This window comes from Nocardia sp. NPDC060259 (assembly GCF_042728775.1).
Classification (GTDB): domain Bacteria; phylum Actinomycetota; class Actinomycetes; order Mycobacteriales; family Mycobacteriaceae; genus Nocardia.
Window position 1 is genome coordinate 1 of the sequence record NZ_JBHXAY010000004.1, and the last position, 24,435, is coordinate 24,435.

At 67.8% G+C, this 24,435-nt stretch carries 24 protein-coding genes; 5 read left to right on the forward strand and 19 right to left on the reverse strand.

Translation table 11 applies throughout. The features are described from left to right. Positions 1-524 precede the first annotated feature (524 nt). The 3 genes from ACFWF2_RS02895 to ACFWF2_RS02905 all read right to left on the reverse strand — a co-directional run bounded on the left by ACFWF2_RS02895 (position 525) and on the right by ACFWF2_RS02905 (position 2,903). On the reverse strand, positions 525-1,124 hold the full coding sequence (locus ACFWF2_RS02895) for a TetR/AcrR family transcriptional regulator (RefSeq protein WP_379303964.1): 600 nt from the start codon (positions 1,122-1,124) through the stop codon (positions 525-527). 54 nt (positions 1,125-1,178) lie between these two features. Then, positions 1,179-2,099 carry an alpha/beta fold hydrolase gene (locus ACFWF2_RS02900; RefSeq protein WP_379303966.1) on the reverse strand — a complete coding sequence of 307 codons (921 nt, stop codon included), beginning with the start codon at positions 2,097-2,099 and terminating at the stop codon, positions 1,179-1,181. Between the two features lie 120 nt (positions 2,100-2,219). Further along, positions 2,220-2,903, reverse strand: a complete 684-nt coding sequence (locus tag ACFWF2_RS02905) for a TetR family transcriptional regulator (protein ID WP_379303968.1) — start codon at positions 2,901-2,903, stop codon at positions 2,220-2,222. Positions 2,904-2,998: 95 nt separating this feature from the next. On the opposite strand from ACFWF2_RS02905, the gene ACFWF2_RS02910 reads away from it, so the two are divergent. Next, a complete protein-coding gene (locus ACFWF2_RS02910) occupies positions 2,999-3,901 on the forward strand; it encodes an alpha/beta hydrolase (RefSeq protein ID WP_379303970.1) in 903 nt (300 codons plus the stop codon). A 44-nt stretch (positions 3,902-3,945) separates the two neighbouring features. Here the strand turns inward: ACFWF2_RS02910 and ACFWF2_RS02915 are convergent, their stop codons facing one another. The 14 genes from ACFWF2_RS02915 to ACFWF2_RS02980 form a co-directional block, all read right to left on the reverse strand. Continuing rightward, complete coding sequence (locus ACFWF2_RS02915) at positions 3,946-4,920, reverse strand: glycine betaine ABC transporter substrate-binding protein (protein WP_379303972.1); 975 nt, start codon at positions 4,918-4,920, stop codon at positions 3,946-3,948. Further along, the gene (locus tag ACFWF2_RS02920) at positions 4,917-5,654 is read right to left on the reverse strand and encodes an ABC transporter permease (RefSeq protein WP_379303974.1); all 738 of its coding nucleotides are present in this window, start codon (positions 5,652-5,654) and stop codon (positions 4,917-4,919) included. The genes ACFWF2_RS02915 and ACFWF2_RS02920 overlap by 4 nt, the downstream gene beginning before the upstream one ends. Next, positions 5,651-6,889, reverse strand: coding sequence for an ATP-binding cassette domain-containing protein (locus tag ACFWF2_RS02925; RefSeq protein WP_379303976.1), 1,239 nt, complete (start codon positions 6,887-6,889; stop codon positions 5,651-5,653). The genes ACFWF2_RS02920 and ACFWF2_RS02925 overlap by 4 nt, the downstream gene beginning before the upstream one ends. After that, positions 6,886-7,530 (reverse strand): ABC transporter permease, encoded by a 645-nt coding sequence (locus ACFWF2_RS02930; RefSeq protein ID WP_379303978.1) that lies wholly within the window; start codon positions 7,528-7,530, stop codon positions 6,886-6,888. Before ACFWF2_RS02930 ends, ACFWF2_RS02925 begins: the two co-directional genes overlap by 4 nt. Positions 7,531-7,650: 120 nt before the next feature. After that, entirely contained in the window at positions 7,651-8,583 is a 933-nt protein-coding gene (locus ACFWF2_RS02935) for a TauD/TfdA dioxygenase family protein (RefSeq protein ID WP_379303980.1), read from the reverse strand. An 85-nt stretch (positions 8,584-8,668) separates the two neighbouring features. Further along, a complete protein-coding gene (locus ACFWF2_RS02940; protein WP_379303982.1) occupies positions 8,669-9,163 on the reverse strand; it encodes an SRPBCC family protein in 495 nt (164 codons plus the stop codon). 40 nt (positions 9,164-9,203) lie between these two features. Then, positions 9,204-9,872 (reverse strand): TetR/AcrR family transcriptional regulator, encoded by a 669-nt coding sequence (locus ACFWF2_RS02945; RefSeq protein ID WP_379303984.1) that lies wholly within the window; start codon positions 9,870-9,872, stop codon positions 9,204-9,206. Positions 9,873-9,877: 5 nt separating this feature from the next. Continuing rightward, on the reverse strand, positions 9,878-12,043 hold the full coding sequence (locus ACFWF2_RS02950) for a 3-hydroxyacyl-CoA dehydrogenase NAD-binding domain-containing protein (protein WP_379303986.1): 2,166 nt from the start codon (positions 12,041-12,043) through the stop codon (positions 9,878-9,880). A 29-nt stretch (positions 12,044-12,072) separates the two neighbouring features. Further along, positions 12,073-13,284 (reverse strand): acetyl-CoA C-acetyltransferase, encoded by a 1,212-nt coding sequence (locus ACFWF2_RS02955; RefSeq protein WP_379303988.1) that lies wholly within the window; start codon positions 13,282-13,284, stop codon positions 12,073-12,075. Between the two features lie 29 nt (positions 13,285-13,313). Next, complete coding sequence (locus ACFWF2_RS02960; protein WP_379303990.1) at positions 13,314-14,090, reverse strand: enoyl-CoA hydratase; 777 nt, start codon at positions 14,088-14,090, stop codon at positions 13,314-13,316. After that, entirely contained in the window at positions 14,087-14,983 is an 897-nt protein-coding gene (gene mmsB / locus ACFWF2_RS02965; RefSeq protein WP_379303992.1) for a 3-hydroxyisobutyrate dehydrogenase, read from the reverse strand. Before mmsB ends, ACFWF2_RS02960 begins: the two co-directional genes overlap by 4 nt. Then, positions 14,980-16,050, reverse strand: a complete 1,071-nt coding sequence (locus ACFWF2_RS02970) for an enoyl-CoA hydratase/isomerase family protein (RefSeq protein ID WP_379303994.1) — start codon at positions 16,048-16,050, stop codon at positions 14,980-14,982. Before ACFWF2_RS02970 ends, mmsB begins: the two co-directional genes overlap by 4 nt. Then, a complete protein-coding gene (locus ACFWF2_RS02975) occupies positions 16,047-17,186 on the reverse strand; it encodes an acyl-CoA dehydrogenase family protein (RefSeq protein WP_379303996.1) in 1,140 nt (379 codons plus the stop codon). The genes ACFWF2_RS02970 and ACFWF2_RS02975 overlap by 4 nt, the downstream gene beginning before the upstream one ends. 6 nt (positions 17,187-17,192) lie before the next feature. Next, positions 17,193-18,692 carry a CoA-acylating methylmalonate-semialdehyde dehydrogenase gene (locus ACFWF2_RS02980; protein ID WP_379303998.1) on the reverse strand — a complete coding sequence of 500 codons (1,500 nt, stop codon included), beginning with the start codon at positions 18,690-18,692 and terminating at the stop codon, positions 17,193-17,195. A gap of 191 nt (positions 18,693-18,883) precedes the next feature. Here ACFWF2_RS02980 and ACFWF2_RS02985 point away from each other — a divergent pair, with 191 nt between their 5' ends. Beyond that, entirely contained in the window at positions 18,884-20,041 is a 1,158-nt protein-coding gene (locus ACFWF2_RS02985; protein WP_379304000.1) for an acyl-CoA dehydrogenase family protein, read from the forward strand. Between the two features lie 185 nt (positions 20,042-20,226). Here ACFWF2_RS02985 and ACFWF2_RS02990 read toward each other — a convergent pair whose 3' ends face one another. Beyond that, positions 20,227-22,689, reverse strand: coding sequence for a 2Fe-2S iron-sulfur cluster-binding protein (locus ACFWF2_RS02990; protein ID WP_379304002.1), 2,463 nt, complete (start codon positions 22,687-22,689; stop codon positions 20,227-20,229). 80 nt (positions 22,690-22,769) lie between these two features. On the opposite strand from ACFWF2_RS02990, the gene ACFWF2_RS02995 reads away from it, so the two are divergent. Further along, positions 22,770-23,336 carry a TetR/AcrR family transcriptional regulator gene (locus ACFWF2_RS02995; protein WP_379304004.1) on the forward strand — a complete coding sequence of 189 codons (567 nt, stop codon included), beginning with the start codon at positions 22,770-22,772 and terminating at the stop codon, positions 23,334-23,336. Between the two features lie 70 nt (positions 23,337-23,406). On the opposite strand, the gene ACFWF2_RS03000 is transcribed toward ACFWF2_RS02995, so the two are convergent. Beyond that, positions 23,407-23,841, reverse strand: coding sequence for a diiron oxygenase (locus ACFWF2_RS03000; RefSeq protein ID WP_379304006.1), 435 nt, complete (start codon positions 23,839-23,841; stop codon positions 23,407-23,409). 173 nt (positions 23,842-24,014) lie between these two features. On the opposite strand from ACFWF2_RS03000, the gene ACFWF2_RS03005 reads away from it, so the two are divergent. Continuing rightward, the gene (locus tag ACFWF2_RS03005; RefSeq protein WP_379304008.1) at positions 24,015-24,254 is read left to right on the forward strand and encodes a hypothetical protein; all 240 of its coding nucleotides are present in this window, start codon (positions 24,015-24,017) and stop codon (positions 24,252-24,254) included. Beyond that, positions 24,251-24,418 (forward strand): hypothetical protein, encoded by a 168-nt coding sequence (locus ACFWF2_RS03010; protein WP_379304010.1) that lies wholly within the window; start codon positions 24,251-24,253, stop codon positions 24,416-24,418. Before ACFWF2_RS03005 ends, ACFWF2_RS03010 begins: the two co-directional genes overlap by 4 nt. Positions 24,419-24,435: the final 17 nt, after the last annotated feature.

Consider the following 24,435-nt stretch of genomic DNA (forward strand, 5'->3'; position numbering starts at 1 on the left):
ATTCTGGGGTTCATACGGTTCCTCGTTGTGTGCTACGAAAAATCCCCATCTCGGGGACATCTCGATCAGATCACAGCCGTGGCCGTGAGAACCCTTACTCGGCACGGGTTTTGACCTTCCTCTGGACCATTCACCGAATCATCGGAGATATCCACAAGATTGAGCCTCTGGAGGGGTCACGCCATCGCGTACCCACCGTCGTCCTCGATGACATCCGACAGCGGCCTGCGTGGCGTCGATTCCAGCGGCGCAGCCGCATTCGACATGACTCCGACCCGGATCATCACGTAACCAGTCAGTGGGCGGAGTCGGACGCGTCGGTATATTCGGACAATTCCGTCTCGGCGAAGGTCCGCACGGGCAATTCCTCCGGCGAACGGGGTTTGGGAGCATTGCGCGCGGGAACTCCTGCCGATGCTCCGAGACAGCCGCTCCATTCGACAATTCCCCCCGATAGTTCGCATCCGTCGCGTGCCGGTGGGCCGCTCGGCGCATGGGGGCTGCCAGCTCGGGCAGCGCGGGGTTCAGGCGGGGGCGAAGGCGCGCAGGACCGCATCGGCCAGGGCATCGGCGAACTCGGCGTCGATGCGGCCGGAACGCTGCAACCATCGTTGGGTGAGCGGCCCGTAGAGCATGTCGACGACGAGATCCAGGTCGGCGTCGGCACGGAGCTGGCCCGCGCGCTGCGCACTCCGCAGCCGCCGCCGCTTGGCCGCACGCATCGGTTCCGCCATGCGCTCCCGATAGACAGCCGCGAGGTCGGGGTCGTTGACGATCTCGGTGGTCAGCGCCCGCAAGGGGGCGGCGAACGCGGGATCGGCGAACTCGGCGGCGGTCGCGCGCAGCACCGTCCTCAGGTCGGCACCGAGGTCGCCGGTGTCCGGCAACTCGATGCCGCCGCCCTCCGGGTTCTCACTCGCGCTCAGCAGGGCGTCGAAGACCACGGCACCCTTGGACGGCCACCACCGGTAGATCGTCTGCTTCCCCACCCCAGCCCGCGTCGCGATGGCCTCGATCGTCAGCTTCGCGTACTCGACCTCGCCGATGAGTTCGCGGGCGGCGTCGAGGATCGCGATCCGGGAGCGCTCGCTGCGGCGGGTGCGGTCCGGCGTGGTTCTGGCCATGGGCACAGATCCTATCGCACAACGGAACGGTACGTCTCGTCTTAGCCGGTAGTCTCAGCGCAGGAACGCTGTCAGCACCGGGGTGACCTGCGCTGGGCAGTCCTCATGGACGGTGTGCCCGCAGCCGGGCACAACGGTTGCCGTGGCGTCCGGGATCCGCGTGGCCAGCTGGTGAGCCTGGGATGCGGGGAGCCAGCTGTCCCCCTCGCCCCACAGGACGAGGGTCGGCGCGGCGACGTCGGCGAGCCCGGTGTCGGTGAGCCGGTAGTCCAGATTGCGCCACAGCGACAGGAATCCGGCGCGGTTGGCCGGTCGGGAGAACGGTGCGTACAGCTCGTCGATCACTTCGTCGGTGACCAGGTGCCGGTGCTGAAAGGTGCCACGGATGTTGTCGGCGTAGAGGTCGCGAGTGGTGAGATTCGTGGCAAGCTCACCGAGCAGCGGAGTGGTGAACAACGGTGTGACAGGCGCCTTTTCGGCGTCGATGCCGGGCGAATCGAGAAGAACCAGTCGCTCGACTCGATCCGGATGCTGTTGTGCGAAGTACAGACTCCAGGCGCCACCCCACGAGTGCCCGGCGATCGCCGCCCGCTCGAGTCCGACGCCGTCGAGGAATGCCGCGATGGCGTCCGACATCGCGGGCAGGTCGTAGGCGAAGTCCTCGCGATGCACGTCGGTGTAGCCCTGACTGGGCAGGTCGACGGCATACACCGTGTGCTCGGCGGCCAGTGCCGGAATGACGTCTCGCCACGAATAGCCCCACAATCCGCCGCCGGCGATCAGCACGACGGGTGAGCCGGTCCCGGTTCGCGTGTAATGGAATCGGGCGAGATCGGTCTCGGCGTAGTGGGAACCGATCCGGCTCAGATAGGGCGAGCCGTCAGCCTCCTCGGCATGGGCCACCGGCGTGGCGACAGCGGCGAGGACCGCGGCGGTGACCAGCGCGAGCCGTGCGGACAGCGTTCGAATACTCATGTCGGTGCCTTCTTCTCGACGGAATGACTACTCCCAGGACGAGCGAGCGGCACCCGACGTGACGCGACATGACGTGGTTCACAGCGTTGCCCGCTGTCGCGAAATCAATTCTCATTATCACTAGTTTTTGAGATGACGGTAGATCGTTGCACGGGAGACACCGAATCGGTCGGCGATCTCCTCGGCGGCACCGCCCGCGAGATAGAGCGAACGCGCCTGTTCGACCTGCTCCGCGGTGAGCGCGGCGGGCCGTCCACCGTTGCGGCCCCTGGCGCGGGCGCGGGGCCGAGGCCGCGCGGGCTCCCCGAGCAGCGCCCGCGCACCGTCCAGGATCAACCGGCGGAGCGTGTCGGTCGGTACGTCCCGGAACAGCACCACCGGGTCGGCCAGACCGGCGACCACCTGGCAGGCCCGCACCCTGTTCTCGATACTGTCGTCCGGGCCTGCGACCAGGTCGTTGGCCAAGGCGATCGCGGCCCGGAATCGGTCGGCTACCGGCGCCTGCACCAGCAACGTCATGTCTTTGACGAGCATCGTCAGCGTGTGCCGGTGACGCAGGTGGACATCGACGTAGCCTTCGATCGCACGCCATCGCACCTCGTCGGGATCGGCGCGGGCTTCGGCGGCGGCCAGCGTCGCTTCGAGCTCGTCCAGCAGCGGCACCGTGAGCCGGCGCAGGATCTCGTCTTTGGCGTCGAAGTGGTAGTAGAGGGCGGCTTTGGTGATGCCGACCTCGTCGGCGACGGCCTGCATCGAGGTGGCCCGGTAGCCGCGGGCGGCGAACAGGACGCGTGCCGCGGCCAAGATCCGCTCCGATGTCGTCGAATCACTTACCAATGGTCAGTCTTTTCGCTAGTGTGCTTACCGACAGTAAGTCTATTGCCGCGGGGTTGATCTGTATGCGAACCACAGTGTCCTTCCTGGCAGCCGGTGTCCGGTGTGCCGGTAACCTCTACCTGCCCGCCGACTCAGGACCGGTGCCGTGTGTGGTGCTGTGTCACGGCTTCAGCGGAACGATGGACCGGCTCTTCGACTACGCCGAGAAGTTCGCCGCCGCGGGCTCGGCGGCACTGGTCTTCGACTACCGCGGCTTCGGCGAGAGCGACGGCGACCCGCGCCAGGTGCCCGACATCACCGGTCAACTCGACGACATCCGCGCCGCGGTCGCCTTCGCCCGCGGCCACGAGCGCATCGACCCCGACCGGATCTTCCTGTGGGGGAACTCGCTGGGCGGGGCGCACGTGATCACCGTCGCCGCAACGGATCCCCGCATCGCGGCCGTCGTCGCGCAGATCCCGTTCAACGGGTTTCCCGACCGCGTGGCGGACCGTTCGACCGGTGACACACTGAAGCTGCTCGGCGCGATCGCCTGGGATACCGTGCGCGGCACACTCGGGATGCGGCCGTACTACATCCCGATGGTCGGCAGTCCCGGTGACCTGGCCGTCACCGCGACACCCGAGGCCGAGGAACACATCCGGACACTGACCGGAAGCGGCGAAACATTGTGGCGCAACAGCATCGCACCGCGCGCACTCCTGCAGATGATGCGCTACCGCCCGGCCGAGTCCGCCGCCCGCCTGTCCTGCCCGCTCCTGGTCTGCGTCGCCGCCGACGATCAGGAGACACCGCTGGAGAAGTGCCGCGCACTGGCCGATCGCGCGCCGCGTGGCGAGCTGCGGATCTACCCCGGCACACATTTCACCTTCTACACCGACCCGGAGTTGCGCCGACGCGTCGTCGCCGACCAGATCGAGTTCTACCGCCGGACCGACGGCTCGCCACCGACCGAGGTGACCTGAATTCGCCCTCCGGATCGGCAGGCAGCGCCCGCGCGGCATCCCGCCTATTCGATCAGGTTTTCGCTTTTCAGCCAGTCGTAGGCGACGTCGGCGGGATCTTCGCCGTCGATGTCGACGCGGCCGTTGAGTTCCCGCATGAGGTCGTCGGTGAGGCGTTCGGAGATGGTGCCGAGCAGGGGGCGCAACTGGGGGTTGGCCTCGATGACGGCGCCGCGGACTACGGCTGTGCCGCTGTAGGGCAGGAAGAACTTCTTGTCGTCGTCGAGGACGCGCAGGTTCAGGTTCTTGACCCGGCCGTCGGTGGTGTAGACCATGCCGAAATGACAAGGGTCGCTCTTGGCGGTCGCGGTGTAGACGACGCCGGCGTCCATTCTGGTGACGTTGCCTGCGGGGACGCCGTTCGGATCGTTGTAGGGGATACCGTATTTCGCCAGCATCGGAATGAAACCGTCGGAGCGGCTGAAGAATTCGTCGTCGACGCAGAAGGTTCGGTCGGCGACGGGCAAGGCGGCCACGTCCGACAGCGATCGCACGCCGAGCCGGTCGGCGGTCGGTGTCGACGCGGCGAAGGCGTAGGTGTCGTTGAAGTTGGCGGGGGCGAGCCATTCGAGGTCGTAGTCGCGCTTTTCGATGTCATGGACGCGCTGCCAGAGTTCCTGTGGGTCGGCGATCGTCTCGGTCTCGTTGTGGTAGTTGACCCAGCCGGTGCCGGTGTATTCCCACAGCACATCGGCGTCGCCGTTGAGCTGGGCCTGGCGTGAGGAGGCCGAACCCGGTGCGCCGGTCAGATCGGTGACCGACGCGCCCGCCGCCGCCAGATAGGTCGCGGTGATCTTGCCGAGCAGGACGCCCTCGGTGAAGCTCTTCGACGTGACGACGAGCCGCGCGCCGTCCAGCGGCCGTTCACCGCCGGGCAGACTCGCGTCGTGGTAGGTCCCCGACGAGCTCACCAGACCGCACCCGGCGAGCAGTGTCGCCGCGAGCGCGGACATCAGCGTGACCAGCCGTACTCGTCTCATGAGATACCTCGCGGAGTCGCGGCAAGTTCGACGAGCCTGCCGAGCCAGTCGATGATCAACGCCAGCAGCCCGACGAGCACGGCACCGGAGATGAGCAGCTTGGGCAGGAACAGGGTGACACCGGTGGTGATCAGGGTGCCGAGGCTGGTCGCGCCGATGAACGTGCTCAGCGTGGCGGTGCCGACCAGGATGACCAGCGCGGTCCGCACACCGTTGAGGATCACCGGCACCGCGAGCGGCAACTCGACCTGGACCAGGGTCCTGGTGGCCGAGAAGCCGATGCCGCGGGCCGCCTCGATCGTGCGGTGATCCACCTGCCGCAGCCCGACGATCGTGTTCTGCAGGATGGGCAGGATCGCGTAGACGACGAGACCGACGACGGCCGTACGGAATCCGGTACCGAGCCAGAAGGTGAACAGCACCAGCAGACCGACCGCGGGCGCGGCCTGCCCGATATTGGCGATATTGACCGCGATCGGCTCGAGCCGCTGCAAGGCGGGCCGCGTGAGCGCGATGCCGAGCGGGATCGCGACGACGACCACGATCAGCGTGGCGACGACGGTGAGCCGGATGTGTTCGAGGATCGTGGTCTGCAGATTCGCCCAGCCGAGCGAGGCTTGCTCGGTCGCGGTGAAGGTCGAGGCCCGATACCAGAGCAGGTAGCCGATCCCGATCACCACGATGACGAGCGGTTCGAACCACACGTCGATCGGGATCCGGCGCAGGCGATTCACGCCGGTCCGGGTTCGTCGGCGGCGACGACCGGCGTCGGCGTGGGATCGGAGCCGTCGACATAGGTTTCGTAGGAGGGCTCCTCGGCGACACCGTTGCCCTCGGCGAGCTTGGTCTGGATCACGTCGGTCACCGAACCGATGCTCAGCGAGCCGACGACGGCGCCGCGGCCGTCGGTGACGAGGGTGGCACCCTGGCTGGCCGCGAGCATGGCGTCGAGCGCGTCGTTGAGCGTCGAGGACTGCGCGACGACGGGCAGGCGCCGGTCCAGATAGTCGGAGACCTCCGGCTTGCTCGCCACTTCCGTCAGCGAGGGCCACGACCGTGGCCGTCCCGACTCGTCCACCACGACGACCCAGGTGTGTCCGGCCGCTGTCGCGCGCCCGATCACCACCGGTGACGATTCCCCGATCCGCGCGGTGGTCACCGGGTCGACTTCGACATCCCGCACCCGCGACACTGTCAGATACGCCAATTTCGCTCCGGACCCGACGAATTCCTCCACGAAGGGCGTGGCCGGATCGGTGAGGATCTCCTCCGGGCGCGCGTACTGCTCGACGTGCCCTCCCTCGGACAGGATGAGCACCTTGTCACCGAGCTTCGTGGCTTCCTCGAAGTCGTGGGTGACGATCACGATGGTCTTGCCGAGCTCGTGCTGGATCGCGATCAAGCTGTCCTGCAGCCGAACCCGGGTGATCGGATCGACCGCGCCGAACGGTTCGTCCATCAGCAGCACCGGCGGGTCCGCCGCGAGGGCGCGCGCGACGCCGACGCGCTGCTGCTGGCCACCCGACATGTCCTTGGGCAGCCGGTCGGCGAAGGTACCGGGGTCGAGGCCGACCAGATCCAGCAGGTATTCGGTGCGTTCGGCGATCCGCTTCTTGTCCCAGCCGAGGACCCGCGGAATGGCGCCGATGTTCTTGGCAACCGACCAGTGCGGGAACAAGCCGCCGGACTGGATGACATACCCGATCGATTGCCGCAGCTTGTCGGGATCCTCCCGGGTGACGTCGCGGCCACCGATGAAGATCCGGCCTTCGGTCGGCTCGATCAGCCGGTTGATCATCTTCAGCGTCGTCGTCTTGCCGCAACCGGACGGGCCGACGAACGCGACGATGTGACCCGCGTCGATCTCCAGGTCGAGCCGTTCGACCGCGGGCTTGTCCTGGCCCTTGTAGCGCTTGACCACCGAGTCCAAGGTGATGGACGCACCGGTGACATTGCGAAGATCGGTCATGACAGTCCCTTGGCGATCGTGAGGCGTCCGAGCAGGACGAGAAGCGCGTCGAACACCAACGCGACGGCGACGATGAGAATGGTTCCGGTGAGCGCCATTTCGAGGGAATTGGCGCCGCCGAGCCGGGACAGGCCGTTGAAGATCAGCGAGCCGAGCCCGGGGCCGAGGACATAGGCGACGATCGCGGCGACACCGACGATCATCTGGGTCGACACCCTGATCCCGGTGAGAATCACCGGCCAGGCGATCGGCAATTCGACGGTCAGCAGGATGCGCCACCGCGACAACCCGATCCCGCGCGCGGATTCCACCACCGACGCGGGCACCGACCGCAGTCCGACGATGGCGTTGCCGATCACCGGCAGCGCCGCGAAGAACGCCAGCATGATGAACGACGGGACGACGCCGAGCCCGAACGGGACGAGCAGCAGCGCCAGCAGCGCCAGCGAGGGAATCGTCAGCGCGACCCGGCTCGAGGTCAGGGTGAGCGCGGACGCCAGCGGCAGCCGGTATACGGCCACCGCGGTGAGGATGGCGACGACCGTTCCGACCAGCACCGTCTGAAATGCCAGCGACGCGTGCTGATAGGTGAGGAAAGTCAGTACCTCTCCCCGCCCCTGGACATAGCTCCACAAGTTCACGGCATTCCCATCGTCAGGCTGGGCCAGTGGGTACCCGTTCGCGCGTGATGACCGGACGTCTGCGCCGTCGAAGGGTAATCGATACGGCGTGCTCGTCCAGGGATGCGCGAGCGGTCGTTCCTAGGCCGCCCGCGTCAGCGGGACCGCCGCGTAGGGCTCGGCGTCGCCCGCGATGACGGTGCTCGACCTGCCGTCGACCCCGACGGGGACCTTTCCGGCCAGCGTGATGCGGGTGAGCCTGCGATGCTCGCTGCCGTCGTAGTCGTCGACCGCGTAGTGCTGGGTGGCCCTGTTGTCCCAGATGGCGACATCGCCCAGCGACCAGTCCCAGCGCGTGGTGTGTTCCAGGCGGGTCACCCGATCTTGGAACAGCCGGAACAGCGCCCGCGACTCGGCGCGCGACAGGCCGACGATCTCCTTGACGAAGCAGCCGAGCAGCAGGGCACGTTCGCCGGTCTCGGGGTGCACTTCCACCACCGGGTGCTCGGTTTCGAAATACGTGGACTCGAACTCGCGGCGGTAGGCCCGGTCGATGTCGTCCGGGCTGTCCTCGACGTCGGCGGCGTAGTCGTAGCGGTTCGTGTGCCGTGCGCGCAAGCTCTCGGCCAGCAGCCGGAGTGGTTCGGGCAGTGCGTTGTACGCGGCGACGGTCGATGCCCAGGTGGTCGAGCCACCGTAGCTGGGCAGCGCGACGGCGCGCAGGATCGAGGCCTTCGGGACGCGGTCGACGAAGGTGACATCGGTGTGCCACACGTTCGAGCGGGTCTGGTGGGAGTCGATGGCCAGGCTCTTCGCGCCGGCCGAGGTGACGGTCGGATGCGGGGTGGTGGGTTCGCCGAGCAGCCGCGCGAACTCGTATTGCCCGTCCTCGGTGAGGTGGTGCTGGTCGCGGAAGAAGATCACCTTGTGCTCGGCGAGCGCGGCCCGGATCGCCGCGACGGACCGGGCGTCCAGGCCACCGCCGAGCCGCACCCCGTCGATCCGGGCGCCGATGTGGGCACCGAGCTCGGCCACCCGCACCGCGGTGCCCTGGGCTGTGTCATCGATGGACATACGGAAACGAAACCAGCCCGGGTGCACAGCGACCAGCATTGGATTCACCGCGAGCGGAACGGACTCCGCGCGGCGAACGTCGTCGTCACCGCACCGGAGCGTCGACCGATCCCACGATGCCCCGGGCGATGGAGGCGGTGAGCCGGCTGGTCACCGGACCGGCCAGGCGCAGCAGCGGCCGCAGCGCTGGACCGCCTTCGACGGCGAACGTCCACGTCAGCCGGGTGCCCGTGGTGGAGGGCGTGAGGTGGATGTCCTCGGCGAACCGGCGCAATCCGGGGATGGTGGCGGAATCGACGGTGAAGGTCATCCGGCGTTCGTCGTCCCAGCGGTAGAAGCGTTCGGTCAGTCCGGCGACACCGGCGAGGGTGACGACCCGCGTGGCGCCGACGCCGAACGGGGGCGGCGAGGTCCAGCGCATGCCGGTGACGGCCGATGACCAGGACACCAAGGCGTCGTCGGCGGTCAGTGCGGCCCATACCGCGCTCGGCGGCGCGGCGATCTCGACGACGTGGACATAGCGGTTCGGGGCGGTGGCGAGGAAGTGATCGTCGGATTCGTGCAGGGCGTAGGTCGGCATGGGCGTCTTCGTCCGTTCTGTCGGTGGCGACGGGGTGTTTTCAGTGGTCGGACCTGCGCGCGCAGCCGGACAGCCCGTTCCAGCACAGGGCAGCCGTGACGTCGACGGCGTCCTGCTTGGGAATCGGGCGTCCGGCGTCGAGCCAGTGGCGCGCGGCCAGGTGGCTGGTGCCGACCATGCTCCAGGCGTACATGTCGGCGGGTGCGGCGGCGACACCGGCCGCGCGGAGTTCGGCGGCGACGAGGTCGGCGCAGGCACGCATGGCGCTGCGCACCCGCCATTCGATACTCGGTTCGCTGGGGACCGGCGATTCGAAGACCAGCACGTGACCGCCCGGGTCCTCGTCGACGAAGTCGAAATACACCGATACCGCGCCGCGAACCTGGGACCGCGGGGTGGCGCCGTCGGCGACAGCGGCGCGCACGCCGACGACCATGCGGTCCAGATACTGTTGCAGCACAGCCAGATACAGGTCCAGCTTGTTCGTGAAATGGTCGTACAGCACCGGCTTGCTGATCCCGGCGCGGGCGCTGATCTCTTCCATCCGCGCGCCGTGATAGCCGCCGGCGACGAACACGTCTCGCGCGGCGACGACGACGGCGCGCCTGCGGTGCGCTCGCCTGCCGTCGCCGCGCACGCCGCGCGCGGAGATGATCCCCGCCCCGGCGCCCGGCAGCACCGGGTGCCGGGGAGTCGTGTCCGTCGTCATGACACTCAGCCCAGTGTTTCTCCGGCGGCGGCCTTGGCCCGCAACGACTCCGGGACCTCGAACCGGTCACCGTAGGCGGCGCGCAGTTCGTCGGCCCGCGCGACGAATCCGGCGAGCCCGCCCGCGTACTGGTTGATGTACTGGACGACGCCACCGGTCCACGCCGGGAAACCGATGCCGAAGATGGAGCCGATGTTCGCGTCCGGCACGGTGCGCAGCACGTTCTCGTCGAAACACCGCACGGTGTCGAGTGATTCGGCGAACAGCATCCGTTCCTGCATATCGGTGAACGGGATGCCGTGATCTTCGCGGGTGTACTTCTCCGTCAGCCCCGGCCACAGGCCCAGCTTCTTGCCGTCGGCGTCGTACTCGTAGAAGCCGCGGCCTTCGAGCCGGCCGGGCCGGTCGAAGTCGTCGACCATCGCGTCGACGAGCGGGTACGCCTTCGAGTCGGTCCAGCGACGGCCCTCGGCGAGCAGGTTGTCCTTCAGGCTGCGCCGGATCTTCTGGGCCAGCTTCATATTGATCTCGTCGGCCAGCGCCAGCGCGCCCACCGGGTACCCGGCCTGCGTGGCGGCCTGCTCGACCGAGGCAGGGTGTACGCCCTCGGCGACCAGCGCGATCGCCTCGTCCATGAATTGGCCGATGACCCGGCTGGTGAAGAACCCACGGCTGTCGTTCACCACGATCGGGGTCTTCTTGATAGCCAGGGTGTAGTCGATGGCGCGGGCGATCGCTTCGTCGCTGGTCTGCTCGCCCACGACGATCTCGACCAGCGGCATCTTGTCCACCGGCGAGAAGAAGTGCAGACCGATGAAGTCCTGCTGCCGCTGCACACCATCGGCGAGATCGGTGATCGGCAGCGTGGAGGTGTTGGACCCGAGCAGGGCATCCGGGTTCACCAGGTGCTCGATCTCGCCGAACACCTTCTTCTTCAGGCCTGGATCCTCGAACACCGCCTCGACGACGAAGTCGCAGCCGGCGGCATCGGCCGGGTCGGCGGTCGCGTGGATGCGGCCGAGGATCTCGTCGTACTTGTCCTGGGTGATCGCGCCCTTGCGCAGCGCCTTGTCGAGCAGCTTGCGCGAGTAGTCCTTACCGCGCTCGGCCGCTTCGATCGTGACGTCTTTCAGTACGACCTGCATGCCGGCGCGGGCCTGCACATAGGCGATGCCCGCGCCCATCATGCCCGCGCCGAGCACGAGGACCTTCTCCGGCGTGCGCACGGGGAAGCCTTCCGGGCGGCTGCCGCCCTTGTTGATCGTCCCCAGATCGAAGAACAGGGACTTGATCATGTTGGTCGAGACCTGGCCGCAGATCAGGTTCGTGCAGTAGCGGGTCTCGATGGCGAAGGCGGTGTCGATGTCGACCTGCGCGCCTTCCACCGCCGTGGCCAGCACCGCGATCGGTGCCGGCATCGGCGCGCCCTTGAGCTGCTTGCGGACATTGGCCGGGAAGGCGGGCAGATTGGCCGCCAGCGCCGGGCTCGACGGGGTGCCGCCGGGGATCTTGTAGCCCTTCACATCCCACGGCTGCGCCGCTTCGGGGTTGGCCGCGATCCAGGCACGAGCCTTGTCGAACATCTCCTCGCGGGTGGCCGCGACCTCGTGAATGATCCCGACCTGCAAGGCCTTCGCGGGTTTCATCCGCTGGCCCTGGCCGACGACGTTGAGCACCGCGTTGGTGATGCTGAGCAGTCGCACAGTGCGGGTGACACCACCGGCGCCGGGAAGCAGGCCGAAGGTGACCTCGGGCAGGCCGAGCAGACTGCCCTTGGCGTCGAGCGCGATGCGGTGATGGGTGGCCAAGGCGACCTCGAAGCCGCCACCGAGCGCGGTGCCGTTGATCGCGGCGACCACCGGTTTGCCCAGCTGCTCGAGGCGTCGGAACGCGGCCTTGTAGGTGTCGAGGCCGAGCGCGATCTCGGGCGCGGTCTCGGAGGTGGCGTTCATCAGCAGGTTCAGGTCACCACCGGCGAAGAACGTGTCCTTGCCCGAGGTGAGGATGACACCGTCGAAGCTGTCCTTCTCCGCCTCGAGCCGATCGACGGTCGCGGTGAGGTCGCGCGCGAACGCCTCGGTCATCGTGTTGGTCGACTGGCTCGGGTCATCCATCGTCAGGACGAGCACCCGGTCGGCGCCGAGGTTCCAGCCGATCATGTTCTCTGTCATGGTCTTTCCTCTGTATCCGGGTCCGGCGCTCAGACGCGCTCGATGATGGTGGCGATGCCCATGCCGCCGCCGATGCACAGCGTGATCAGCGCGCGCCGCGCTCCCCTGCGCTCGAGCTCGTCGACCATGGTTCCGGTGATCATGGCGCCGGTGGCGCCCAGCGGATGACCCATGGCGATCGCGCCGCCGTTGACATTGAGCTTCTCGTCCGGGATGGCCAGCTTCTTCTGGTAGTTGAGCACCACCGACGCGAACGCCTCGTTGAGCTCGAACAGGTCGATGTCGTCGACCGTGAGCCCGGCCAGCGCCAGCACCTTCTCCGTCGCCGGAACCGGCCCGGTCAGCATGATCGTGGAGTCGCTGCCACTCACCGCGGACGCCACGACCCGGGCTCGCGGCGTGAGACCGGCTGCGGCACCAGCGGATTCGCTACCGATGAGCACCAGCGCCGAACCGTCGACGATGCCCGAGGAGTTCCCGGCGTGATGGACGTGGTTGATCTTCTCGACGTGGTGGTAACGCTGCAGGGCGACCGCGTCGAAACCACCCATCTCGCCCATCGCCGCGAACGACGGCGTCAGCCCGGCCAGGCTGTCGACCGTGGTGCCGGGACGCATGAATTCGTCGTGGTCGAGCAGCACGGCACCGTTGATATCCTTCACCGGAACAACGGATTTGGCGAAGTAGCCACCCGACCAGGCCGCCGCGGCCCGCTCCTGCGACCGCACCGCGAACGCGTCGACATCCTCGCGGGTGAAGCCCTCGATGGTGGCGATCAGGTCGGCGCCGATGCCCTGCGGCACGAAGTAGGTCTGGTAGTTGGTGACCGGGTCCATCGCCCACGCACCACCGTCGGAGCCGAGCGGGACGCGCGACATCGATTCCACGCCACCGGCGATCACCAGTTGCTCCCACCCCGAGCGCACCTTCTGCGCCGCGGTGTTGACCGCCTCGAGGCCCGAACCGCAGAACCGGTTGAGCTGCACGCCGGCGACCGTGTCGGGCAGTCCGGCGGCGAGCGCGGCGGTCTTGGCGATGTCGGCACCCTGGTCGCCGACCGGGGAGACCACGCCGAGGACGATGTCATCGATGGCCGCCGGGTCGAGCCCGGGATGGCGGACCTTCAGCTCCTCGATGAGCCCGACCACCAGGTCGAGCGGTTTGACGCCGTGCAGGGCGCCGTTCTTCTTGCCGCGTCCGCGCGGGGTGCGGATCGCGTCGTAGATGTATGCCTCGGTCATGGTTCCTCGAAACTGTGTCGGGTGACAGGTCAGCGATGGGTGAAGTGCGGGGGCCGCTTGTCGACGAAGGCGTTCATGCCTTCCTTCTGGTCCTCGATCGCGAACAGCGAGTGGAAGACGCGGCGCTCGAAGCGGATTCCCTCGGCGAGGGTGGTCTCGAAGGACCGGTTCACCGCTTCCTTGGCGATCATGGTGACCGGCAGCGACTTGGCCGCGATGGTCTCGGCGACCTCGGCGGCGACGTCGAGCAGGTCGTCGGCGGGGACGACGCGCGAGACGAGACCCGCCCGTTCGGCTTCCTCGGCGCCCATGGTGCGCCCGGTCAGCACCAGGTCCATCGCCTTGGCCTTGCCGACCGCGCGCGTCAGCCGCTGGGAGCCGCCGATGCCGGGGATCACGCCGAGTTTGATCTCGGGCTGACCGAATTGCGCGGTGTCGGCGGCGATCAGGATGTCGCAGAGCATGGCGAGCTCGCAGCCACCGCCGAGGGCGTACCCCGCGACCGCGGCGACGGTCGGCTTGCGGAACTGCGCGAGCCGGTCCCAGCGGGCGAAGAAGTCGTCCATGAACATGTCCATGTACGACTTGGGCTGCATCTCCTTGATGTCGGCGCCCGCCGCGAAAGCCCTGGCGGAGCCGGTGATCACGACCGCGCCGATCTCGTCGTCACGCTCGAGCTCGTCCAGGGCGGCGACCATGTCGTCGAGGACCTGGGTGTTGAGCGCGTTGAGGGCTTTCGGCCGGTTGAGGGTGATCCAGCCGACCCGGTTCTTGCGTTCGACCAGGATTGTGTCGAAGTCGGTCACTCGGTTCCCTCCCCGGAGCGGTCCCGGATGTCGGTGACGATCGCGGAGAAGTCGCGACCCGCGTCGGTCTGGTTGAACCGCTCGTAGATCGCGGCGGCCAGTGCGCCGAGCTGTCCGTCGATGCCGTTGGCGCGCAACGCGTTCGCGGCCAGGGTGAGGTCCTTCGACATCAGGGCGGTGGCGAAGCCGGGCTGGTAGTCGTTGTTGGCCGGGCTCGCGGGCACCGGCCCGGGGACCGGGCAGTAGCTGGTCAGCGCCCAGCTTTGGCCGGAGGCGGTGGAAACCACGTCGAAGAACGACTGGTGGCTCAGGCCGAGCTGCTCACCGAGCACCAGCGCCTCGGACAACCCGATCATGGAGATCCCGAGCAGCATGTTGTTGCAGATCTTGGCGGCCTGGCCGACACCGGCGTCACCGCAGTGCACGACCTTGCCGCCCATCACCCCGAGCACGTCGCTCACGTCGGCGAAGTCGGCGGCCGCGCCGCCGACCATGAAGGTGAGAGTGCCCGCCGTCGCACCTGCCACACCACCGGAGACCGGGGCATCCAGCGGCCGGTGACCGGCCGCGACCGCCTGGGCGGCAGCGGCTTTCGCGTCGGCGACGTCGATGGTGGAACAGTCGATGAACAGCGTGCCCGGTGCGGCGGCGGGCAGGAGCTCGGCGTACACGTCGAGGACGAGCTTGCCGTTGGGCAGCATGGTGATCACCACGTCACGGTCGACGGCGGCTTCGGCGGCGGTGGCCACCACCGTCGCGCCGTCGGTGCGCGCCTGCTCCTGCGCGGCGGGGACCGGGTCGAAGGCGAGCACGTCATAGCCCGCCCGCACCAGATTCGCCGCCATGGGCGCGCCCATATGGCCGAGCCCGAGGAAACCGATCTTCTTGGTCATCGCTGTGCCTCCTGTGTCGTCGCGCCGAGTTCCTTGTCGCCCAGCTCGGCGAAGTACGCCGCCACCTGCGCGTCGGTGACCTCGGCCAGGGTCGCGGGCTCCCACCGCGGAGTGCGGTCCTTGTCGATGACCTGGGCGCGGATCCCCTCGACCAGATCGTGCGAGCCGAGCGCGGCGATCGAGACCCGGTACTCCTGGTCCAGCACCGCCTCGAGGCTCGGCAGCTCCCGCGCGGCCCGCAACGACCGCAACGTGACCTTCAGCGCGACTGGCGATTTCGCCAGCAGATCGTCGGCCGCCTTGGTCGCCTCCGGGGAGTCGGCGGTCTGCAAGCGGGCCGCGATCTCCTCGACGGTGCCTGCGCTGTAGCAGGCATCGATCCAGCTCTGCTGCGCGAGCAGCTCTGAGGGTGGCGCCTGCTCGGCGACCGCCGCGATCGCCGCGTCGACGTCGGTGGTCCGCAGCGCGTCGAGCAGTGCCGGGAGTGCGGCGGACGGCACGTAGTGGTCGGCGAATCCAGCTGCGATCGCGTCGCCCGCGCTCATCCGCGTGGTGGTCAGCGCGACGTGGGTGCCGAGCTCGCCCGGTGCCCGCGAGAGCAGGTAGGTGCCGCCGACGTCGGGCACGAAACCGATACCGACCTCGGGCATCCCGACCCGGGAGCGTTCGGTGACGATGCGGTGGCTGCCGTGCCCGGACAAACCGACTCCGCCGCCCATCACGATGCCGTCCATGATCACCACGTACGGCTTGGGGTAGCGGCCGATGAGTGCGTTGAGGATGTACTCGTCGTGCCAGAACACCCCGGTCGGCGAATCGGCGCCCGCCGTACCGCCTTTCGCGTCGGCGTGGATGGCGACGATGTCACCGCCCGCGCACAATCCGCGCTCGCCCGCGCCGGTGACGACGACCGCGCGCACCGCGGTGTCGTCTGCCCACGCACGCAGCGCATCGGTGATGGCCAGTGCCATCGGATGATTCAGCGCGTTGATGGCCTTGGGCCGGTTCAGGGTGACGAGGCCGAGACCGTCTTCGACGGTGATCAGCACTTCGGGTTCGTCGGTCATGCCGCTCCTGTCAGCGTGCGGGCGACGACCACCCGCATGATTTCGTTGGTGCCCTCGAGGATCTGATGGACCCGCAGGTCGCGGACGATCTTCTCCAGGCCGTACTCGTGTAGGTAGCCGTAGCCGCCGTGCAATTGCAGCGCCTTGTTGGCGACCTCGAAGCCGGCGTCGGTGGCGAAACGCTTGGCCATCGCGCACAGTTCGACCTTGTCCGGTGCCCCGGCGTCGAGCGCGGCCGCGGCCCGCCACAGCAGGGTCCGTGCCGCTTCCAGCTCGGTGCGCATGTCGGCCAGGTCGAACTGCAGGGCCTCGTTGCGCGCCAGCGGCTTGCCGAAGGCGTGCCGTTCGGCCAGATACGGCACGGTCTTGTCCAGTGCGGCCTGCGCGCCGCCGACCGAGCAGGCCGCGATATTGAGCCTGCCGCCGTTGAGCCCGTTCATCGCGATCGCGAATCCGTCGCCCTCGGCGCCGAGCCGGTTGGCCACCGGTACGCGCGCGTCCTCCAGGATCACCTGGCGTGTCGGCTGTGCGTTCCAGCCCATCTTGCGCTCGTTCGGTCCCACGGTCAGGCCGGGTGTGTCGGCCGGGACGATCAGGGCCGAGATGCCGCGCGCGCCTTCCTGACCGGTGCGCACCATCATCACGTACACATCGTTGGCGCCCGCACCGGAGATGAACTGCTTGGCGCCGGTGAGGATGTAGTCGTCCCCGTCCCGAACAGCCTTGGTACTCAAGGCCGCCGCGTCGGAACCGACACCCGGCTCGGTGAGCGCGTAGCTGCCGAGCAGTTCCATCGAGGCCATCCCGGGCACCCAGCGGTGACGCTGTTCTTCGGTGCCGAAGGCGTCGATCATCCAGGTCGCCATGTTGTGGATCGAGATGTAGGCCGCCACCGCGGGACACCCGGTGGCCAGCTCTTCGAAGATCCGCACGGCGTCGAGCCTGCGCAGCTGCGAACCGCCGACGTCCTCGCGCACATAGATGCCGCCCAAGCCGACCGGGCCTGCCTTGCGGAGCACGTCTACCGGGAAGTGTTTGCGCTCATCCCATTCCAGCGCGTTCGGCGCGAGGAATTCGTCGGCGAACTGGCGCGCGGTCTCACCGATCGCGCGCTCGTCGTCGTTGAGTGTGAACACGGCCGGTCAGTCCATCGTCGGGATGACGAAGGCGTTGGACTCCTTCAGCCCGGCAGGCCAGCGCTGGGTCACCGTCTTGGTCTTGGTGTAGAAGCGGATCGAATCCGGGCCGTGCTGGTTGAGATCGCCGAAGCCCGAACGCTTCCAGCCGCCGAAGGTGTAGTAGGCGATCGGCACCGGGATGGGCACATTGATGCCGACCATGCCGACCTGCACACGCGCGGCGAAGTCGCGGGCGGTGTCGCCGTCGCGGGTGAAGATGGCGACGCCGTTGCCGTATTCGTGCTCGTTGGCCAGGCGCAGGCCCTCCTCGTAGTCGTCGGCGCGGACGACGGTCACGACGGGGCCGAAGATCTCCTCCTGGTAGATGCGCATGTCGGCGGTGACCTTGTCGAACAGGCTCGCGCCGACGAAGTAGCCGTCCTCGGCACCCTCGACGACCAGCCCGCGGCCGTCGACGACGAGCTCGGCGCCCTCGTCGATACCGATCTGCACGTAGTTGTTCACCCGATCCACACCGTCACGCCCGACCAGCGGACCGAAATCGGCGCCCGGATCGTCGGACCGGCCGACATTGAGCTTGTGCACCCGCTCGGTCAGCTTGGCGACCAGCCGATCGGCGGTCTCCTCCCCCACCGGCACGGCCACCGAGATCGCCATGCAGCGCTCGCCCGCGGAACCGTAGCCCGCGCCGATCAGCTGGTCGGCGACATCGTCGAGGTCGGCGTCGGGCATGACGATGGCGTGGTTCTTGGCGCCGCCGAAGCACTGGGCGCGCTTGCCGTTGGCGGTCGCGGTCTCGTAGATGTACTGCGCGATCGGGGTCGAGCCGACGAAGCCGACGGCCTTGATCCGCGGGTCGTGCAGGATCGTGTCGACGGCTTCCTTACCGCCGTTGACCACGTTGAACACCCCCGGCGGCAGACCCGCCTCGAGGAACAGCTCGGCCAGGCGCAGCGGCACCGACGGGTCACGCTCGGACGGCTTGAGCACGAACGCGTTGCCGCACGCCAGCGCCGGACCGGCCTTCCACAGCGGGATCATGGCCGGGAAGTTGAACGGGGTGATGCCGGCGACGACGCCGAGCGGCTGCCGCATCGAGTACACGTCGATGCCGGTGCCCGCGCTCTCGGTGTACTCGCCCTTGAGCAGGTGCGGGATACCGACGGCGAACTCGATCACCTCGAGGCCGCGCTGGATGTCGCCCTTGGCGTCGGCGATGGTCTTGCCGTGCTCGGAGGACAACAGCGCCGCCAGGCTGTCGATCTCGTCGTTGACCAGGGTCAGGAACTTCATCAGGACCCTGGCGCGCTTCTGCGGGTTGAACGCCGCCCACACCGGCTGCGCGGCGGCCGCGTTGGCGATCACCGCCTCGACCTCGGCGGTACTCGCCAACGGAACCCTGGCCTGCACCTGCCCGGTGTTCGGATCGAACACGTCACCGAACGCGCCCGAAGCGCCCTTGACGTGCTGTCCGTCGATGAAGTGGGTGAGTTCGCGAACCATGCCAGTCCTTGTCGTGGGGTCGGTGCACCGGGAGGCGCAGTTGAAAGGTGATCCAATAGTTGGATGTCCTATCAATTGATACCATGGCAGCACTATTGGCACCTTGTCAACACATTGCCGAACTATTGACAGAATGCCAACAACTGCTCACTCTGGTGCGCAGTCCATCGACAACTGGGAGAGGAACCCCGATGAGCACCGCCGATACCGACCGCGGCACCGACGCCGAGTCGGAGCTGCAAGGCCTGGCCGAACTGGCTCGCAACTTCTTCGCGAACACCGTCGCGCCGCACCGCGAGGAGTTCGCCGCGCAGGGCTTCCCGAGCCGGGAGGCCTACCGCAAGGCCGGCGAACTCGGCCTGCTGTGCATGTCGATCCCCGAGGAGTACGGCGGTGGCGGCGGCACCTTCGCCCACGAGGCCGTGCTGTTCACCGAGCAGGTCAAGGGCGGCGATTCGGCCATGCAGCTCGGCGTGCACACCGGCATCGTGCCCCACTACATCCTGGCCTACGCCTCGGCGGAGAACAAGAAGCGCTGGCTGCCCAAGCTGGCCTCGGGCGAGTGGATCGGCGCCATCGCCATGACCGAGCCCGGCACCGGCTCCGACCTGCAGAACATCGCGACCAAGGCGGTCAAGGACGGCGACGACTACCTGATCACCGGCGCCAAGACGTTCATCTCCAACGGCCGCAACTGCGATCTGCTGATCATCGCGGTCAAGACCGATCCGACCCAGGGCGCCAAGGGCGTCTCGCTGGTGGTCGCCGAGGTTTCCGACGACACTCCCGGCTTCGAGCGCGGCAGGCTGCTCAAGAAGATCGGCCAGAAGGGCCAGGACACCACCGAGCTGTTCTTCGACGGCTTGCGTGTACCGCAGGCGAACCTTCTCGGCGCCGAGGGCGAGGGCTTCATCCAGCTCATGCAGCAGCTGCCCCAGGAGCGGCTGATCTGCGGCGTCGCGGCCGCGGCCGCGATCGAGGCGGCCGTCGACGAGACGCTGGCGTATGTCAAGCAGCGCAACGCTTTCGGCAAGCCCCTGTTCGCCATGCAGAACACCAGGTTCGAGCTGGCCGAGTGCGCGACGATCGCCGAGGTGGTGCGCACGTTCGTCGACTCCGCCGTCGACAAGCACCTGCGCGGCGCGCTGGACGTCAAGACCGCGGCGATGGTCAAGTACTGGACCACCGATCAGCAGTCCCAGGTGATCGACCGGTGCGTCCAGCTACACGGCGGCTACGGCTACATGGAGGAGTACCCGATCGCCCGGATGTGGGCCGACGGCCGTATCTCCCGCATCTACGCCGGCGCCAACGAGGTCATGAAGGACCTCATCGCCCGTTTCCTCTGACGTGCGCCACCCGCGCCTACCCGTTCACCTGGACGATGTGGGCGCGGGCAGCTCGTCCAGAAATGCCCGCACCGCACGCCGGGAGCTCGAGCGGACGAAGACGAGGTCCAGACGATCACCGCCCGAAATCCGCCGCGTCACAGCCACCACAGCATTATCCAAGATTCGCGTCGGGGTACCGACACTCACTCGAAACGGAGTACGACGTTGTCGGAGACGGGACGGGTGCGGCAGGCCAGCACATAGCCGAACGCGGTCTCGTGGTCGGTGATCGCCAGTAGCGGATCGGGGTCCATGGCGACCTCACCCGATTCGACTGCGGCGCGGCATGTTCCGCAGGAGCCACCGAGGCAGGAGTACGGGAGGTCTTCGCGCTGTCCGAGCGCTGCTTCGAGGATGGACCGATCTCGTGGCATGTCGAATTCCATGGGCCTGCCGTGTCCGGTGAGGGTGACGCGACTGGTGGGGGCGTCCGTCGCCGGTGGTGGTGAATTGACGGTGTCGGTGTCGAACAATTCGAGGAGGATCCGCGAACGGTCCAGCCCGCGCTCGGTCAACGACGCGACCGTGCGAGACACGAGCTCCCTTGGGCCACACAGGAACCAGCGCTCGACGTCATCCGTGATGGTGGCCGGATCGATCCGGCCACGCCGATAGGTCACCCCGGAGACAGGCTCGGGCAGTGCACGCTCGCCATGCCGCGAGAGATGGTGCGTCACCCGGAGGCGCCCGGGAAAGCGGTCGACGAGTGCACGCAACGGGCCGTCCAGCATGACATCGTCCAGGCCACGGCTGCCGTAGTACAAGGTGAACGTGCTGTGCGGCTCGGATTCCAGAACGGTTCCGATGATGGAGACGATCGGCGTGATCCCGCTGCCCGCCGCAACCGCGGCGTAGGCGCACCGGGCCGTGGAATCCATTCCGGGAGTGAACATCCCGGTCGGCTCGGAGACATACAGTGCGGAGCCGACGATCCGATGGTCGAGTACATAGCTGGAGAACGCTCCCCCGTCCTGGCGTTTCACCGCGATACGCAGGCGCCCGGATCCCGCCGGGTCGCACAGCGAGTAACTACGCCGGATCGCTTCGCCGTGGCGGGTACCGCGTACGACGATGTGCTGACCTGCGGCGTATCGGAACCGGTCGGCGAGTTCGGCCGGGACGTCGAACTCGACGATCGCGCTGTCGCGCGTATCGCGGGTGACCGAGCGCACCGCCAGACGGTGGAAACCCATCGCGGGCCCGTGCGGAAGTGGATCGAACGCGGATGTTCTGCCGGCGGACCGCGCAGTGGCCTGCCGGACCTGATCGATGCCGACACGTCCGAGCGCAGTCGCCGTGTGCGCCAGCAGTTGTGGGCGGAGCACCGCCGTCGGGCGGTCCAGGAGTCCGGCGATGCGCGCGATCGCCCGCCCGACCCGAGCATCCCGAGCCCCGGCGGCCAGGCCGAGCCCGACCAGGGATCCCGCGCTCCGCGTCAGAACCTGACCGCTCGCGTCCACATGCGGCATGGCCAGGTCGAAAAGTTTGGTGATCCGCCAGGCATCGTCGATCGCGGTGGCGGCCGCGCGGAAGTAGCGGCGGGGTAGGTCGTGATCGCCGCCTGCCAGGATGGCCCGGAGCCGCACGGCCTGCAGCGCCGACACCGTCATGCCTTGGCCGAAGGCCGGGCTGAAGCTGCAGACCGCGTCACCGAAGACCAGCAGCCCGTCGGGAAACCGCGCGAGTCGCTCGTAGCGGCGACGCTGATTGGCGAGGTAGCGGTACGTGGCGATGTCGGTGAGTGATTCGGCTTCTACCAGTGCCTGACGCACATCCGGCGGGGCCACCGAGGACGCGAACCGCCAGAAGCCATCGGAATCCGCTGGTGGGTGGTCATTTCCGTAACCGATCAGCGTGAGGATGTGTTTGCCGTCCTCCACCGCGAACAGCGCCAGGCCCCGTGCGGGCTGCTGGTTGGAGACGATGATCTCCTTGTCGCCGCGCACCGCACCCGCGGGCAGCCGCACGTATCGACTCGCGTACATCATGTCGATCCGCACGCCCTCCTCGGCGGGCCGATCGTAGCCGAGATCGGCCAGCCAGTCGTTGACCGGACCGTGTCTGCCCAGACAGCTGACGATCAGATCAGCCTCGATCTCACCCACCCCGGCGACCCGAACGCCACGCACCCGCTCAGCCGCACGGTCGTAGCACAGTGCCTCCACGGTGCGACCGTCGAGCACGTCCACATTCGGCAGATCACGAACGCGTTCGCGCACTCGCCATTCCAGGAACGGACGGCTCGCCTGTAAGACCGTGTACCCGCTGTCGGACTGACGCAGTGTGTGCCCGCCGAGAGACATCCGCATCTCGCTCAGCGCGCGACACTCGACCGCCCCCTCGGCCAGCAGGTCCTGCGTCAACCCCGGGAACAGCTCCTCGAAGATCCGCGTTCCCCGCGCCAGCAACGCGTGCACATGACGGCCCTGCGGTACTCCGCGCCGATCCCCCGGGCTCGACAGATCGTCCCGCTCGATCACGGTGACCTTCGCGAAGCTCTCGCTCAACACGCGTGCGGCCAGCAGTCCCGCCATGCTCGCGCCCAGCACCACGGCGTGGGACCGGCCCGCGCGCATGTCTCTATGTCCAGTCACTGCGCTCTCCATCCTGAGACTAATTGATAAATTAGTCTCACCAGTGACCGGCGCGCAAGGCGCCTGCCCACCCCGCCGGAGTACAAAGAGCCATGACCTCATCGACCCGCTCCTCGGAAGAGCTGCTGGACGCCGCCGTCAGCTTGATCGCCGAATCCGGTCTCGACGGCTTGACCCTGACGACGGTGGCCGAACGCGCGGGGGTATCGCGAGCCACGGCATACCGTGAACTCGGAGACAAGAAGGCGCTCGTCTCCGCGGTGGGTCGCCACGAGATCGGACGCATGGTCGCCACCGCGTACAGCACGATCGACCTGTTCGCACCCGCCACCGAAATCGCCCGCTCAGCAACTCTTTTCGCGATCCGATACCTGCGCGAACACGCGGCATTCGACTACCTGCGGACCCACGAACCCGCCTGGCTGCTCACTATCGCCACGCACGGCCAGTCGGAACACAACCTGGTCGAGACCGTCGCCGCGTTCGCGGAGCCGCTCATCGCGGCCCGCGACGACAAGACCTTGGCCCTTCCCCCACGCCAAGCCGCCGAGGTCATCGTGCGCATCGTCTTGTCGCATGCGCTACTGCGCGACAGCAGCCTCACCGACGAGCAGATCGCCGACACGGCCGCACGGGCCATCACGACGAGAAAGAACTGACCATCGACCGAACGAAAGGTTTGATACGAATCTTCCTATTCATCTCAGTGTTGCCCGGTGGCACGACGGGTCAGCGGATACGGGAACCCGTGGTGCGAGCGGGCTCGCTGCGATAGCGCGAGGCGTCGCCGTCGATGCGGCAGATCTTCCACAGCACGCGCGAGGCGGGGTTGAGCAGACCGAGGTCGGTGGCGAGCATGCGGACATCGGCGAAGCCGGCGCGCAGGCCGTCGCGGGAGTGCTCGCTCTTCCAGAAGACCTCGCGGACAACAGACCTGGGAATATCGCAGTCGGCGCGGAAGCGGCGGGTCGGGACCGCGATGAGGTCGCAGACGATGCGCATGGTCGGCGCGAAGAGCAGCGACAGGACGAACTTGCGCAGGCGGCCGACGCCGGGATCGGCCTGGTCGAACAAGGCGATCAACGCGTCCATCACCACCCGTTGACGCTCGACGTTGCGATCACCCCAACGCCCCGCCTTGCTCTTGACCCTGCGCGCGACCATCCCCACAGGATTTCATCACCCCGCAGAGGGAAATTCGACCGTCTCGCAGCAAGCGGAGGTTGTCGGTACCGTCGTTACCGGATAACGTTGACGACGTCAGTGCACAATTGTTCACTCAACAGTACAGCGGGGTGGCGACGATGAGGTTGCTGGTGTCGGCGATGGTAGACGCCTTGGTCGAGAAGACCGCGGACGATCGGCAGGCGATCGGCGAGTTCGCGCGGGAAGTGCGGGCCGCGGTGGTCGCTCGCCAAGGGGAGATCGGGCGGGTGGCGACCGCCTCCGGCCGCGAATTGCTGCGGGAAGGGCGTTCACTGGCCTTCGACATCGCCGATCTGGCGGATGCGGCCAGGCGGGCACGGGCAGACCGGCTTCGGAAGGACCAGCGCCGGTCTGCCGGGAGGAAGTGGTGATCGGCACGGCATCGGCGGTGTTGGTCGGACTCTGTGTGCTCGCTCTGTGCTCGCTGCTGGCCGGATACGCCGTCGTGGTCGTCATCTACTGGCTCGAACTGCACCGGCGGCCGGTCGTCGCAGAGCGCGATCGCGTGGCGCGAACGGACGAGCGCGCCGGCTGATCGTCCGGCGCGTCAGG

Coding starts and splice junctions, on each gene's coding strand:
- ACFWF2_RS02895 (WP_379303964.1), bottom strand. CDS start 1,124: ATGGCCAGAACCACGCCGGACCGCACCCGCCGCAGCGAGCGCTCCCGG.
- ACFWF2_RS02900 (WP_379303966.1), bottom strand. CDS start 2,099: ATGAGTATTCGAACGCTGTCCGCACGGCTCGCGCTGGTCACCGCCGCG.
- ACFWF2_RS02910 (WP_379303970.1), top strand. CDS start 2,999: ATGCGAACCACAGTGTCCTTCCTGGCAGCCGGTGTCCGGTGTGCCGGT.
- ACFWF2_RS02915 (WP_379303972.1), bottom strand. CDS start 4,920: ATGAGACGAGTACGGCTGGTCACGCTGATGTCCGCGCTCGCGGCGACA.
- ACFWF2_RS02925 (WP_379303976.1), bottom strand. CDS start 6,889: ATGACCGATCTTCGCAATGTCACCGGTGCGTCCATCACCTTGGACTCG.
- ACFWF2_RS02935 (WP_379303980.1), bottom strand. CDS start 8,583: ATGTCCATCGATGACACAGCCCAGGGCACCGCGGTGCGGGTGGCCGAG.
- ACFWF2_RS02940 (WP_379303982.1), bottom strand. CDS start 9,163: ATGCCGACCTACGCCCTGCACGAATCCGACGATCACTTCCTCGCCACC.
- ACFWF2_RS02945 (WP_379303984.1), bottom strand. CDS start 9,872: ATGACGACGGACACGACTCCCCGGCACCCGGTGCTGCCGGGCGCCGGG.
- ACFWF2_RS02950 (WP_379303986.1), bottom strand. CDS start 12,043: ATGACAGAGAACATGATCGGCTGGAACCTCGGCGCCGACCGGGTGCTC.
- ACFWF2_RS02955 (WP_379303988.1), bottom strand. CDS start 13,284: ATGACCGAGGCATACATCTACGACGCGATCCGCACCCCGCGCGGACGC.
- mmsB (WP_379303992.1), bottom strand. CDS start 14,983: ATGACCAAGAAGATCGGTTTCCTCGGGCTCGGCCATATGGGCGCGCCC.
- ACFWF2_RS02970 (WP_379303994.1), bottom strand. CDS start 16,050: ATGACCGACGAACCCGAAGTGCTGATCACCGTCGAAGACGGTCTCGGC.
- ACFWF2_RS02980 (WP_379303998.1), bottom strand. CDS start 18,692: ATGGTTCGCGAACTCACCCACTTCATCGACGGACAGCACGTCAAGGGC.
- ACFWF2_RS02985 (WP_379304000.1), top strand. CDS start 18,884: ATGAGCACCGCCGATACCGACCGCGGCACCGACGCCGAGTCGGAGCTG.
- ACFWF2_RS02990 (WP_379304002.1), bottom strand. CDS start 22,689: ATGGAGAGCGCAGTGACTGGACATAGAGACATGCGCGCGGGCCGGTCC.
- ACFWF2_RS02995 (WP_379304004.1), top strand. CDS start 22,770: ATGACCTCATCGACCCGCTCCTCGGAAGAGCTGCTGGACGCCGCCGTC.
- ACFWF2_RS03000 (WP_379304006.1), bottom strand. CDS start 23,841: ATGGTCGCGCGCAGGGTCAAGAGCAAGGCGGGGCGTTGGGGTGATCGC.